The 14,604-nt window shown below is 41.3% G+C and carries 11 protein-coding genes; 5 read left to right on the forward strand and 6 right to left on the reverse strand.

Annotation, left to right across the window (positions count from 1 at the left end; genetic code table 11):
- Positions 1–474: 474 nt before the first annotated feature.
- On the forward strand, positions 475–1,704 hold the full coding sequence (locus tag OCU48_RS16075) for an iron-containing alcohol dehydrogenase (RefSeq protein ID WP_141346675.1): 1,230 nt from the start codon (positions 475–477) through the stop codon (positions 1,702–1,704).
- Between the two features lie 258 nt (positions 1,705–1,962).
- On the opposite strand, the gene OCU48_RS16080 is transcribed toward OCU48_RS16075, so the two are convergent.
- A complete protein-coding gene (locus OCU48_RS16080; RefSeq protein ID WP_141346676.1) occupies positions 1,963–3,690 on the reverse strand; it encodes a potassium/proton antiporter in 1,728 nt (575 codons plus the stop codon).
- 387 nt (positions 3,691–4,077) lie between these two features.
- On the opposite strand from OCU48_RS16080, the gene OCU48_RS16085 reads away from it, so the two are divergent.
- The gene (locus tag OCU48_RS16085) at positions 4,078–5,031 is read left to right on the forward strand and encodes an ATP-grasp domain-containing protein (protein ID WP_141346677.1); all 954 of its coding nucleotides are present in this window, start codon (positions 4,078–4,080) and stop codon (positions 5,029–5,031) included.
- A 118-nt stretch (positions 5,032–5,149) separates the two neighbouring features.
- Here OCU48_RS16085 and yegS read toward each other — a convergent pair whose 3' ends face one another.
- From yegS to OCU48_RS16110, 5 genes are all read right to left on the reverse strand, one after another.
- The gene (gene yegS / locus OCU48_RS16090) at positions 5,150–6,070 is read right to left on the reverse strand and encodes a lipid kinase YegS (RefSeq protein ID WP_141346678.1); all 921 of its coding nucleotides are present in this window, start codon (positions 6,068–6,070) and stop codon (positions 5,150–5,152) included.
- A gap of 80 nt (positions 6,071–6,150) precedes the next feature.
- Positions 6,151–6,648: a JDVT-CTERM system glutamic-type intramembrane protease MrtJ gene (mrtJ, locus tag OCU48_RS16095; protein ID WP_141346679.1), complete on the reverse strand. Its 498-nt coding sequence runs from the start codon at positions 6,646–6,648 to the stop codon at positions 6,151–6,153.
- A gap of 115 nt (positions 6,649–6,763) precedes the next feature.
- Entirely contained in the window at positions 6,764–8,479 is a 1,716-nt protein-coding gene (locus tag OCU48_RS16100) for a choice-of-anchor F family protein (protein WP_141346680.1), read from the reverse strand.
- A 427-nt stretch (positions 8,480–8,906) separates the two neighbouring features.
- A complete protein-coding gene (locus OCU48_RS16105; RefSeq protein ID WP_141346681.1) occupies positions 8,907–10,010 on the reverse strand; it encodes an NADH:flavin oxidoreductase in 1,104 nt (367 codons plus the stop codon).
- A gap of 223 nt (positions 10,011–10,233) precedes the next feature.
- On the reverse strand, positions 10,234–10,482 hold the full coding sequence (locus OCU48_RS16110; protein WP_141346682.1) for a DUF3297 family protein: 249 nt from the start codon (positions 10,480–10,482) through the stop codon (positions 10,234–10,236).
- Between the two features lie 299 nt (positions 10,483–10,781).
- On the opposite strand from OCU48_RS16110, the gene OCU48_RS16115 reads away from it, so the two are divergent.
- The 3 genes from OCU48_RS16115 to OCU48_RS16125 all read left to right on the forward strand — a co-directional run bounded on the left by OCU48_RS16115 (position 10,782) and on the right by OCU48_RS16125 (position 14,529).
- Positions 10,782–11,390 (forward strand): hypothetical protein, encoded by a 609-nt coding sequence (locus OCU48_RS16115; protein ID WP_141346683.1) that lies wholly within the window; start codon positions 10,782–10,784, stop codon positions 11,388–11,390.
- 559 nt (positions 11,391–11,949) lie between these two features.
- On the forward strand, positions 11,950–12,924 hold the full coding sequence (locus OCU48_RS16120) for a porin (protein ID WP_141346684.1): 975 nt from the start codon (positions 11,950–11,952) through the stop codon (positions 12,922–12,924).
- A 351-nt stretch (positions 12,925–13,275) separates the two neighbouring features.
- Positions 13,276–14,529 (forward strand): aromatic amino acid transport family protein, encoded by a 1,254-nt coding sequence (locus OCU48_RS16125; RefSeq protein ID WP_141346685.1) that lies wholly within the window; start codon positions 13,276–13,278, stop codon positions 14,527–14,529.
- Positions 14,530–14,604 lie beyond the last annotated feature (75 nt).

The following is a 14,604-nucleotide window of genomic DNA, read 5'->3' on the forward strand; positions in this document are numbered from 1 at the left end:
ATTACTGCGTTCAAAAGTCTACCTCGTTATTTTGCACAGCTGTGCAATCAAGGTGAATACTAGAGTGTTTATATGTCACTTTAATAAGGAAACAATGACAATTTAATGACTGTGAATCAGCAGTCGAAAAGGATAAATCTGTGAAATAGCATCACATCGAAATGCGAAATTAAAGCTCTGAAACAAGAAACTGGACCACAACTTCTCAGAGCAGTCTCCAGTGGAATAACGTTTCTTTCGATATCGTAATTTCAATGACTTAAGGTGATTCCCCCTTCTTTTTCTATATCAATAAAATTACTTGATCGATTTATGGTGTGAAAAAAAATTCGGAATGAATACAAAAACAACTAGACCGACCGGTCTGTATTGATGTAAAGTAAAGCCATACAGTAAAGAGAACGACGGAACTGGCTCATAAAAATGGAAGCGAACGTCTTTACTTCAGATTTTAACTTACAGTAGGTAACTTCAATGCTATATAAAACTGAACGTTTTTTCGTAAACACATACCACGCTATTGCTAGTAAAGCTTTTCCGCGTATGCCAGTTCCAGTGCCAAATGTACTCAACGGCGACAAATCACTCGATACACTAGCGAAACATTTGGTAGACAAAGGGATCAAACGCCCTGTTATCTTTACCGACAGTTTCTTTTCTACATTGCCATCATTCCAATTGCTCATTGATACGCTAGAAAAAAAGAATATAGATTACAAAATATTTAACGACATCCAACCTGATCCTTCATATGCGATTGTAGAGAAAGGAATCGCAGCGTGTCACGAACACAACTATGACTGTGCAATCGCGATTGGTGGTGGTAGTTCAATTGATGGCACTAAGATGATCAACGGCTGTGCTAAACACAACTTAGATCCTCGTAAGATTACCCACGGTTTGATGAGTATGCTACAGCTTCGCCGCAAAGGGGCATACTTTGTTGCTATTCCAACAACGTCAGGAACAGGATCTGAAGCAACGACCGTAACCGTAGTAACAGACGAAAAAACCAACCAGAAAAATGCATTAGTCAGCTATGGTGTTGTGCCAGACCTAGCAGTATTTGATTCAAGACTGACCATGGCACTGCCACCTCATATCACAGCGTCAACCGGTATGGATGCACTGACCCACGCTATGGAGTCATTCATGAGTACCTATTCAACAAAACAGACAGACGAAATGAACCTGAAAAGCATAAAGCGCATATTCGAGTTCCTACCGCGTGCTTATAAAAATGGCTCAGAAGACCATGAAGCAAGAACTGAAATGGCATTGGCTTCATTCGATGCAGGTAAAGCATTTTCTAAAACACTACTGGGCTGGGCGCATGGTATCTCACATCAACTAGGTGCTTTCTACAAGGTTCCGCATGGTATGGGCTGCGCTATCTCTCTACCTCATGTGCTTCAGTTTGCTCTACCAAAAGCCTCTGATCGTCTAGCAATCATAGCGGATACATTAGGCTTAGAAGGTTCGACGGAAAAAGAGAAAGCTCAAGCTGTGGTTGATGCGGTTTTTGAATTGAATCGTACACTCAATATCGACTCAAAATTTGATATGTTAAAACAGGAAGACGTAAGCGCTATTGCCAAAAACATCATAAAAGAAGGCAACATGGCTTACCCATCACATCGAAACTTCGACTCTTATAGGCATTTAGAAAGCTTCTTAATGGAACGCCGAGATTTCGCTTACTAAAGTCTCACTCATATAGGAGAGTTTCAGATTACTTTTCAAGTAACCGTAACGACAAGGACTGTCCTTACCTTATGCTTATACTCTAAATCATTTTACAAAACTGATTAGAGGAAACTGCGTATCGTCACAATGTATATTTGCAATTCATGAATTAGCTCAGGTATGTCAAGCTTACATACCTGAGTAATAATTCTGTTATATAAGGCTTTCTTCTGAGCTTTTCCATGATTGCCATAGTTATGATTTGAAATCCGCTAACTATTTTAAGTCTATTTTGTCGTTATCAGGTAGAGCCAAACCTAATTTAGTCACTTGATGGTTTTTAACGTCAGCCACTACCCAATGTAATCCATACCAATCAAAGCTATCACCAAGAACTGGGCATGCCCCCAACTTAAGCTCTACAAGCTCTTTAAGTGGCATATCACCTTCTTCTTCCAACACAGAGATTCCGTAGTAACCTGTCACATCGCTCACACGACAATTGATATCTAAAAAGAAATCACCAAAGAAACGTGGTGCAGCCTCATCTTCAGGGGCTTCACTAAACAACAAGCTCAGGGCGTCGAGATCTTTATCCTGCCCCAGCACACAAAGGGTATCATTGGCTTGTAAAACAGTACTTCCTGAAGGATGTAACAACTCCTCATCACGAAATACAGCCGTAATTCGTGTTCCTTCAGGCATCGTGAGTCGCTTCAAAGGCTCACCCACACACCATTTTTCTTCCTTTAATCGGTAAACAAACATTTCCCATTCACTCGCGCGGAAAATCTCTATCCCGCTTCTTGAATTCGGAGTCGGCTTTGGAGGCAGGGTAACATCTGCCATTCGCGCAGCTTTCATTAGTGTTCCTCCTTGTACTAAAAGAGACACCATCACAACGAAGAAGGCAATATTAAAATACAGCTCTGCATTGGGAAGCCCTGCGACCATTGGGAAAACAGCTAAGATAATTGGCACCGCTCCTCTTAATCCTACCCAAGAAATAAATTTGCGCTCTTTCGTTGAGAAGCTCTTAAATGGCATCAAACCAATCCATACAGCCAATGGTCTGGCGACCAGAATCATGCCAAACGCGAGCACCAATGCAGGGATCATAATCTCAATCAGCGTTGCGGGTTTCACTAGTAAACCTAACACTAAGAACATCACGATTTGACTCATCCAAGTCATACCGTCAAGCACATTCAGTATCGAATGACGAAAGCTTGTAGGCTTATTACCAATCAACAAGCCCACAAGATAAATAGATAAAATACCACTGCCACCAAGCTTATTAGACAGTGCAAAAAGGGAAATACCACCCGCTACTACTAGCACGGAATATAAGCCTTCATGTAACTCTACACGGTTAATAAGCGACCAAAGCAGCCAACCTCCGCCAAGACCTACTAGCGCTCCCACTCCAAATTGCATGCCAAAGCTAGTCGCTAAAAATGACAAACCGAGATCCGCTTCAGGATTACCTAGTACAGCAATTAAGGTGACAGTAAGGAAGACCGCCATCGGGTCATTGGTGCCTGATTCAATTTCTAAGGTCGAACCTACACGCTCATTGAGACTTTGGCCCTTCAGCATTGAGAAAACCGCAGCAGCATCGGTTGAGCCAACAATGGCTCCAACTAAAATACCTTGCAGTAAAGTCAAATCAAACAACCAAGCCGCCATCAGTCCAGTGAAGCTTGAGGTGAGTGCGACGCCTATCGTAGCAAGTGACAATGATGGCCAGAAAGCAACTTTAAAGCTTGATACCTTGGTTCTCATACCGCCATCAAGAAGAATGACCGCTAATGCAAGGTTACTAATTAAATAAGTTAAGGAGTGATCATTGAAATCAATTTGCCCAGGTCCATCTTCGCCAGCGAGCATGCCGACAACCAGAAAAATAAATAGAATCGGAACACCTAGCTTTGAAGATGCTCTGCTCAGCAATACGCTAAGTACGATAAGAACCGCTCCTGTTAAGAACAGGTTATCGATCATATTTACGTCCAATTGTTCCTCACTTTTGGTTACAGTTCATTAAGTAAAAATTATAACAAAGTAATTTTAATAGCTCTTAGTTATATTTCCGTATGACACACTTCTTAACAGTTCTGTTGGTAATTTCGACAGTTTAAAAGTCATAGCTTAGATAGGCTGAAACATTCCACTGCCGCATTACTTCTTTTGTTCAAACCCACAGTGGTCATATCTACAAATTACTTTTGCTAACTAACAACCTTCACGGCCAACCGCTTTTTCAAATCTATAAGTTATAAGCTAGTCCGATTTCTTATAGCCAACATCATTTTATCGCTAGCTTTCATTCTCAGAAATAGCAATAGTTATCTACATAGGCATGAATTTAAGTAAACACAAGGAACAGGTATGAAATCGATCTATATATTGCACGAAAACGAAGAATGGATAGTCCCTCTTCGTGAAGCATTCGATAAATTGAATGTACCTGCCAAAGAATGGTTTGTGAACGAGGGTCATATCGAGTTTGATACGGTTCCAGAGAATGCAGTTTATTACAATCGAATGAGCGCATCATCACACACCCGTGATCATAGGTATGCTCCTGAATTAACGCGCGTTATTGATAAATGGCTCGGCCTCAATAAAGCAACCGTTGTCAATGGTAACGGAGTCATCGATTTGGAAGTGTGCAAAATTTCTCAATATGCCGCATTGCAACAAGAAGGGATTGCAACACCGAAAACTCAGGCAGTAGTCGGTGCAGATTTCATTGTTTCAGCTGCAGAGAAATTTAATACTTGGCCATTGATTATTAAGCCAAATCGAGGTGGCAAAGGTCTAGGCGTTGAAAAATTCAATTCACTAGATGATGTTAAGTTGGGTCTAAGACGGCTAAAAGCAGATAGCCCTCTCGATGGAATCTGGTTACTGCAAGAGTATGTGAAGTCCACAGAACCTTATATTGTTCGCTGTGAGTATGTCGGTGGTAAGTTTCTTTATGCCGTTAAGGTTTCAACAGAAGGTGGGTTTGAGCTTTGCCCTGCAGACGGGTGTTCAATTGAAAATGCCTTTTGCCCTGCTTTTGAAGACGATAAGGCAGAGCAACAACAAGATAAGTTTGAAATCACAGATATCTTGGATAACTCTCCTCTAATTAAGCTTCACGAGCAGTTCTTGGCCAAAAACCAAATTGATATAGCAGGCATAGAAGTAATTTGCGATGAGAGTGGAAAGTGGTACTCCTACGACGTGAATACCAATACCAATTATAACTCGAAAGCAGAGATAAAAGCAGGCGTACCGAAGTCCGGTATGGAAGCGATTGCCGAGTATTTGGTGAAAGTCGCGGAAGAATCCTAACCCTAGTTGATGAAATGACTTTTCGTTGACCGTTCAGTCATTTCATCAAAAGATCTCTAGTGCTTCTATGCAGATTCGAATCAAAGAAAAAGCCGAGCTATAAGCTCAATACGTAACTTTAAGCCTTATTCCATTTAAGCAAGACTGGAGTGTGTTCTGGAAGCACTAGTTTAATACTGCTAGGCAGCACTTTTATCACTACATTTTGTGGCGACATAGGTTCACCATCTAAATTAATCGGCATAGACTCTTCAGAGTGCCATTCAATCGTTCTTATACTGTGTCGATGTACAAATTGAGTATCAGGACCTTTCTGCAATTCTTGAAGCTCTTCAAGAACAGTAGGAATATCACTAGTATTGAAGCCCTCGATAAAAAATAGATCGAACACACCGTCATCAATATAAGCTTTTGGAGCTAATGGCTGACCACCCCCAGCGGTTCTGCCATTGCATACGGCGCCAACCACCACATTAGCAAGTTTTACTTTATCATCATGAATAACTGTACCGGGAAAAGGCTGAAAATTAATGGCTTGAACTAGGCCAGACAGAGTATAAGCCCCTCCCCCAAGAAAGTTCTTAAGCACCACCGGAGTCGTAGCGGTTACTTGAGCACCAAACCCTGCCGTAGCAACATTCATGAAGAAGTGTTCATTAGCTGAGCCAGCATCAACCCAATAGCTCTGTCCCGATACCGCTAAGTTAAGGGCATCAAAAGGTTCTATTGGAATTTCACACGCCGTCGCAAAATCGTTCGCGGTCCCTAAAGGCAAGACAGATAATTCTATGTGGTTAAGATTATGCTTTAGAAGAGCGCTGACCACTTCGTTTACTGTACCATCACCGCCTCCTGCCACTATTCGTGTTACACCTTGCTTTGCAGCCTCTCTCACCAAACGATCAACATCGCCTTCTTCCCACGTTGAGCGAACTTGAAGGTCATATCCTTTTTCTCGAATTGCATAGACTGCCTCTCTAACGCTCTCAAGCCCTGCTTTCTTTCCATTGAGTATCAATCGAATCACGTTCTTAACCACTATTTAGTCATCAGTATTACTCATAATCTAGCAGGGATAACGAAAGTCAGGTATAGAACAGAAGCAAACGGCTAAGAAATTCAAATGAAATTACCCATCATGATTGGCAGGATAAAGTACACAGCGTTAAAAAACATATGTAGGGCAATAGAGGGGTATACGCTGTTATGTCTATCCCGGAAATAGCCAAACAACAAAGACGGAATCAGTACACTTAAAGCCCAGATAGGATCATGGCTGATAAAATGAAACCCTGTAAACACTATAGAGGAGCTAGAGTTAGCTACAGTAAAGCCAAATAAATGCTGCGAGCCCCAATTCAATTTTAATAATCTGCCCTGCAAGATACCGCGAAACAGCAACTCTTCAATTAAAGGGGTAATTAAAACCACCAGTACTAATACCTGCCAAGAGTGCTCTTTCAGTAATACTGGAGCATGATCAGACAGTAGTGCCAAGCCAACTGCGACACCCAACAAACAAGCAAGCTTAAACTGACGATCTGAAATCCATCTGGTATCTCCTCGCAAAGCAAATTCATCTAACACCTCTAGTATCAGAGATTTCGGGTAGTACATGGGGCGCATCATCTCGCTTTTTGTTAAAAAAGGCCGACATCAGATTTCAACGATGCCGGCTTATCCATAGTTAGTTTCTGAAAATCCATCGCACGTTACGATGTTGAATAAACAACTAGCTAGCTCGTAAACTGTGCTGGCGCCAGAATACTTGGACCAGTGCAATGACCAATAGTATTAGTAATGTTGGATCAATTCGCCCGTTTTGGCTTAAAGTACAACCACCTCCACCATCAGCAGCCGTTAAACCTATTGCCTCCGCAAAGTCGGAGTCATCACTCGTATCATCTTCTATCGTATCCTCAGCTTGCGTTGTCGCACCATAAGGCGGTTCATGGCAGCTTCCAAAGAATCCAGTACACCAAGCTGGAGCTGCTTGATTGTCAGAAACTACAGAAATAATTCTCACAGTAAATGTTCCACCGGGTATGCCATTACCTACCTTAATGATGTAATTAATACCTAGATTGAGTACATCCTCTATATCACCCATTTCGTACAATCCATTTGGATTCGCAGCTAACCAATCTATCTCAGCTTGATCAATAATAGAAAAACCTTCGCCATAGCTCCCTCGCCAATGGTTTCCATCCCACCATGCAATGAGCGTAGCATCCGTTTCCGGGTCGTTGTCTTCATCGAAAAATACCGCCTTTGGTTGCCATTTGGATGGGAGCCATTCCCCTAATGGAAGCCCTTCAATAATTCCCAAAGTTTCATGGTAGTGACTGGCTAATGTTGAAGTAGAGTAAATCATATCTGACGCCGTTAATTCGGCGTCATCACCCTCAATCCTAGGATTGTCATAAGTAGGACAAGCATCTTCAGCTGTAGACACACACCCTTGTTCCACGTCATATCCTGCTGTACGCAAGTCAAAGAAACCATTGCTGGTAAAGTGTTTATCTGGCTCACCAAATAATCCATGAGAAAAAGTAGCAAGACTATCACTTTCAAAGATATCAGAACCATCATAGACAAGGTTATCATGGCCACCAGAGGCACCCTCACCTCTTCCTAGAGAAAGATGCAATCTGTCTTCTATGCCGCTCTCACTCGCTGATTTAAATTCGCTACCGCGCCCTATACCTACTACGACTTTGAAACCGCTCAAACGCCTGCCTGTATAGTTATTAATTTTGCTAAATACTTGATAAGCACGAAGAGCTATTTGATCTGCACCTTCAGGCTCAACAGGTTCATCTTGAACATTAAATACGAGATCTATGCCATAGCCATCACCTTCGTAGATATCATCCACAGAGTTCGGAAGCATCGCAACCTTGAAGCGTTTATGAGTTTGAAATGGACTAGAACAAATAACAGGTTGAGGATGTACGGAATCCAAAAAATTAGCATCTTCTATTTCAGAATTATCTGGGCTTAGAAAAGACGAGCCTATAATGCAATTCTGAGGCTTACCATGAGATACGTCAAAGTCCCCATTTACGATTTTTATCGCATTCGGTTCCCCTACAGGCCAGTCTTTTCCTGTAATACGAGCCATTACCTGACCTTCATCACCACTGACTAAGCTTTCAAAATAGTCACCATATGTCATTAAACTATAGATTCCAGAGGATTCATCAAATGATCCAAACTCTAAACCATCTTGATACTTCAGCATGATATCAACATTGTCTAGATTCCAACCACCGACACAAGCAGTCAACTCTCCAGGCACGCCACAGTCACCAACAAAGGAATCCGGTGAAGTATCAGTATTAGAGTTTTGTATTATCGCTGCATAGGCATTTGCAACGAAGAATAGACCTGAGAATGTTAAGCCTATTGCACCATAGGTGCTGCGCCCAATCCTTTCCATCATCATAATAATCTCCACTATCGCTAGCTAGATAATCATCTACAGTACGCAAGGAAAGGCTATTTTTAATTCAAGTTGGGAACACTCCCATCAGGGGATAAATGCATTTACGACAACCTCAAGCTAGGTTGTTACATTGGAACACTTAACCGTTGTTCTGCTTGTGTTAACAATCCTGTCGAGATGTTTAAATGTACTTAAGCGTTTATTTTATTACCATCTCCTAATGTACCCTCATTTTAAATTTAGCAAAGGAAATGCATTACTAAAGATCAGAAAACGCTTCTTGACCATTACCTGAACAAACTTTGATCTAACCCCGTATTTAGCAGCGAAAAACAATAGAAATACCTAATGTCTTTTTATTACAAGATACAAAAATGGCTTGTAGTGAATACGCTACAAGCCATTAAAGATTACGTCTGCGATAAGGCTATCGTTGTTTTTTTCTGCGTTTGAATACCACGCAGAAGTTACCTCGTTTAGTGCGGCATTTCGAGCATCGCTCGCAGTCCACAGCAGACCGATCGCCCTCTTTCCAACGTTTAATGAGTTGAGGTTCTGCCAGTAAAGGTCTAGAAACAGCAAAGAAGTCGATACCTGTATTATTTGCGATGTTTTCAATGGCATCAAAACTACTTAAACCGCCAACAGTAATTACAGGCACTTTAACGTCTTGGCTAATCACATGACCGTATTCGTGAAAATAGCCCTCCTGTTGCAATGTATACCCATCAAACGACTCTCCAACCATTTCGCCGGCTTTACCATGGATATTGCCTGAAACAATAATGGCATCGACGCCAATTTGTTCTAACTTCTTACAGATTGTGCGAGTTTGCTCAAAGGTTTGCCCACCGTCAAAGAATTCGGTTGCGGTCAGCTTTATTAGGATGGGAAAGTCTTCCCCGACAAGAGCGCGTGTTTTTTGATAGATCTCAATCAAGAATCGCATGCGATTTTCAAGACTACCCCCGTATTCATCGTCACGGCAGTTGTAATATGGGCTCAAGAACTGATTGATCAAGTAAGTATGAGCGGCGTGAATCTCAACCCCATCAAAGCCTGATTTTTTTGCACGTAGGCTTGCCTGCGCGAATGCCTCCGTGATGAAATCAATCTCTTGTTTATTCATCGCCTTACCCAGAGTGTTGGTGCCACGCTCTGGGATATCACTCGGTGCGAATATTACTCGCTCACCAAGGTTGTAAGTGGTTTTGGTACCACCGTAAGCAATTTGTTTGACAATTTTGGCATCATATTGATGAACAAGATCCGTTAGCTTCTTATAACCCTCAATAAACGAATCATTGTAAATCCCCATCATTCCTGCATTAGGCTTTTCGTCTTCTACGATATTGGCATAACCAGTTACGATAAGGCCTACATCACCCTTAGCGAGCTCTTCATAGATGTCATACAGTTTCTCGGTCATGTAACCTTGTTCTGTTGCCATGTTCTCCCACGTTGCGCTTCGCACAAAACGGTTTTTTAGGGTCATATTGCCAATCTGGGCGGGTGAAAACAAAATGCTCAAGTCGATTCCTCTATTTGAAACTGCTTTGTAGACAGTACTGAAAGTGTGATCTAGATCGAATGACTGACTTTACTGATGAATCACAATCAAAACCTTAACCTAGGTTAAGTTATCCGCTATTGGTGAGACTCTAAACAAAAGACAATGAAGATAGCCTGACATAGTGATAAAAAAACGGCCCATGAACGAATTCATGAGCCGTTGAGATTCATAAGTCAGAGCTTTACACGTAGTAAGCTTCTACTGTTCCTTTAAGCGTGATAAGGATCGGTTGACCACGGCGATCTAGCGCTTTAGGTGAAGGAATTTTAACCCATCCTTCACTGATGCAGTATTCTTCAACATCATTACGCTCTTTGCCGTTAATACGAATACCGATACGATGGTGAAAACACTCTTCAACATAGTGAGGGCTACGAGGGTTACCTGAAAGGTGATCTGGAAGAGTTGGCTTTTCGTTAGTGTCGCTCATTTTCATGACCTGAAATAATAATAGTGTGCGTCATTGTAGACAAAGCCAGCCTATCGCTCAAGACATCCCGCACAGTACCCCTTACAACAGAGTAGTAGTTGAGCAATACAATACATTTTAGAAATGGCTTATAGACTTTGATGCCAGTATTCTCCTGATACTTTCAGGTTGCCCTTTCAATACGCTGACAAGAAAACCACAATCACCTGAAGTAAATAAGACGAGGCTCTAACTTAGTTCAATAAATCCTGCGATATCATTGTGCTCATCAAGTTCCCCCAAGTTTCAAGGAAGACATTATGCACAAGGCAACGCTATTGCTCGGCTCTATGCTAATTATCACTCAAGGTTGCAGTACTACCGCAATTACATCACAGCAAGACACCTTCGAGCCAGAACAATCAGAAGCTCAACAACCTCAAGTAGTCACTGAAACAAACTCAGAATTCAGTACCTTTTCAGATGAAAAGCAAGCATGGCTTGCAAGTGAAGAATGGAGTTATCACGGCAATGGATTAGCCAAAAATGTTGGCTGGAACGACCAAACACATTCAGGCGATCTTAACTTCACAGCGGGTTACAGCAACAATCCAAGTAATTGCACCGGTGAACTATTTATCACTGGTCCTTTTTATAGCAATAGAATCAGTGGAATCTTCAATGTAAATGGTCAAGATGTTCACTTTAAATACGTGAATAAGATCAATGACAATGCTCGACTATATCGACCTAAGAACCCCGCAGGATTGGAATTTGTGTTAAGTGAGTTCGGGAAAGGGGAACCTGTAATCATAAAGTCCGACATCGGCATGATAGCAACTTTCCCTAGTAATGGCTTTGAAGACGCAAAACGGGCTATAGATAAGGAATGCATAGCAAAAATGACTAGAGATAAAAATGCTTTATAAACGGTAAGTAACAGCAAAGTTAAAAGTGACTGTCAAAAAAATGCCTCCTAGGCAGGAGGCATTTGGAGATTACGTTTTCTATATTCCTTATAGACAATGACAAATCCAATCTGAAGTAGTTTAATACTTAAAAAAATCATTGATTCCTCACATTGTCCCGTTAATTATACACAACCATTAACATTTTGACATCAAGATATTAACCTACACGTTGTTACCTTGAGTATTCTGTTGCATTCTTTACCTACGAACTATTTTATAAAGTCACCTTGATGCATATACATTCATTAAATCGCATAGAAAACAGCAGTGCATGAAAGTATCAAACTCTTCTACACATTAAGAATAGTATTCACATTACAGGGATAATTATATTTACTATCAATGCATTAAGTTTGAACAATAATGGATATGACACTTTAACCACCTGCTATCAATCCCCTATTCGTTATAGAAAATAAGATTGTATTTATTCATCTTATGCCAGCCGGACAAAATATATAGTCTTTAGTTCCAGCACCAATTCAGAATTTCGTGTTGGACACTAAAGGATATAGAAATGAAAAAATTGACTCTAACTGCTATCGCAGTGACCTCAGCATTTGCAGCATCAGCTAACGCTGCTGAAGTATATAAAGCAGACAACTTAGCTCTATCTCTAGGCGGCCGCGTTGAGGCTCGTAGTGAGTTCTCTGACCAAGGCAAAGACAACAAAGTAAACCAAAAACAGCAAGAGCTATCTCGTGCTCGTCTTAACTTTGAAGCAAAAACACAAATCACCGAAGATATTCATGCTCGCGGCTTTGTGGAAAAAGAATTTACTAAAGACAATTCAAACGACACTCGCTACCTTTACGTAGGTGTAGGTGATGAAAACACTGAATTACAATACGGTAAAACCGACGGCTCTCTTGGTCTCATCACGGACTATACCGATATACTGAATACATATGGTTCAGAAGCATCAAGTAAATCCGTTACAGCCGACCGCGCTGACAACCAACTTCTTTACGTTGGCAATTATGGTGGTTTGACTGTTAAAGCTAACGTAAATGGCGGTGGTGACACTGTTACTAGTTTTGAAGATGCTAACCAAAAAACTCAAAATGTAGAGATCGATAAAGGCTACGGTGCAGCCGCTAGCTATGATTTCGGTATGTTAAAAGCTGGTGTTGGCTATGCTAAAGAAACGCATGACCAAAACTACAAAGATAGTGATAACTTACTAGTAGGTCTTGGTGCAGACGTAACGGATGAATTATACCTTGGCGCTCTATACGTTGGTGGTTCGCAGTTTGGTGATGATTTCCAAGGCTACGAATTGGCAGGTTCTTACGACTTTACCGAGAAACTGACTCTTGCATCGACATTCACAAGTGCAAACTTCGATTCAGAGAAAGATGATCGAAACACTGCAACAGTAGACCTAGGTTACCAGTTCACTAACTACTTCCTAACGTATGCTGGTGTGAGTAAGAAGTTCACACAAGACGAAGAACTTAAAGGCATGCTAGGTGCAAAAGTGACTTTCTAAGATGTAAGTACGATTGATTATACTTAAGTCATCTTATGGAGCTCTCAATCAGAGCTCCTTTTTTATGTCCTATTTAATTTCTCTTTTAGTTCTACTGTCCTTCCTCTCAATACTCACTCCGTTTTACCGCAAACGATTGCATAAATAAAAATCAAACTCCCATTAGAATTTTTAATGGTAAAACAAAAATAATCTATCGTGTAGCACGCGAAATTCGTGATCCAATCCAAATATATTCCCCCTACTTACGGTACTTCTTCAAGGATTGATTTTGATCACATTAAATATGTCGCCGTTGCAACACAATGCGCCCCGAAATCAATCACATCCCTTTTTTACGAGAATTATATAATGACAACAACGATTATCGCAGAACAAGTATCAGGGAAAACACGTAAATGGACTTATCAAGACATCACATGGTGTCTTTCTCTTTTTGGTACAGCTGTAGGTGCAGGTGTACTATTTCTACCAATTAAAGCGGGAGCTGGTGGTTTTTGGCCATTAGTTATTCTAGCCCTAATTGCAGCACCTATGACTTGGTTTGCTCATAAGAGCCTGGCGCGTTTTGTTCTATCATCTAAGAACGAAAACTCAGACATCACGGACGTAGTTGAAGAACACTTTGGAAAGACTGGCGCAAACATTATTACCTTTGCTTACTTTTTTGCCATCTACCCAATTGTTCTGATCTATGGTGTAGGCATCACTAATACTGTGGATTCTTTCATGGTGAATCAACTAGGTATGGAATCAGTGCCTCGCTGGTTACTTTCTGGTGGGTTAATTGCTCTAATGACAGGCGGCGTAGTATTCGGTAAGGAACTGATGCTAAAAGCGACGTCGGCAATGGTATATCCATTAGTTCTAATCTTGCTTGCGCTATCGGTTTACCTAATTCCAGATTGGAATACGTCAATGATGTCAGTGACTCCTGAATGGAGCACACTGCCTTCAACTATTTGGTTGGCGATTCCAATCATCGTATTCTCTTTCAACCACAGCCCAATCATTAGCCAGTTTACTAAAGAACAGCGTAAAACTTACGGCGAAGATGCACACAAAAAAACGGACATGATCACTGGTGGCGCTTCAGCAATGCTGATGGGTTTCGTTATGTTCTTCGTATTCTCGGTAGTATTATCTCTATCTCCAGAGCAACTAGCGCAAGCACAAACTGAAAACATCTCGGTGCTTTCTTACCTAGCTAATGTTCATGCTTCACCAGTAATCTCTATATTGGGCCCAGTAATCGCGTTCGCAGCGATTACTTCAAGCTATTTTGGTCACTTCCTAGGTGCACATGAAGGTCTAGTTGGTCTAGCTAAATCACGCTCAACTGCTTCTGCAAGCAAAATTGATAAGATTGCTTTAGGTTTCATCGTCCTAACTACTTGGATTGTAGCGATTATTAACCCAAGCATCCTTGGCATGATTGAAGCAATTGGCGCGCCAATGATTGCTGCAATTCTATTCATTATGCCTATCTTTGCGATGTACAAAGTACCAGCGATGAAGCAGTTAGCAACGTCTAAGCCAGCTCGAATCTTCACCCTTATCTGTGGTATCGCTGCGATTACTTCAGCGACTTACGGCATCTTCTAATAAACCTCGGTGCTTATTGGCCCTTAGCTCATGGCTAGGGGCTTTTTATTCTGCTCTCCCCCTTTATTTCATCAT

It is taken from the genome of Vibrio inusitatus (assembly GCA_024346935.1).
In the GTDB taxonomy this organism is placed as follows: domain Bacteria; phylum Pseudomonadota; class Gammaproteobacteria; order Enterobacterales; family Vibrionaceae; genus Vibrio; species Vibrio inusitatus.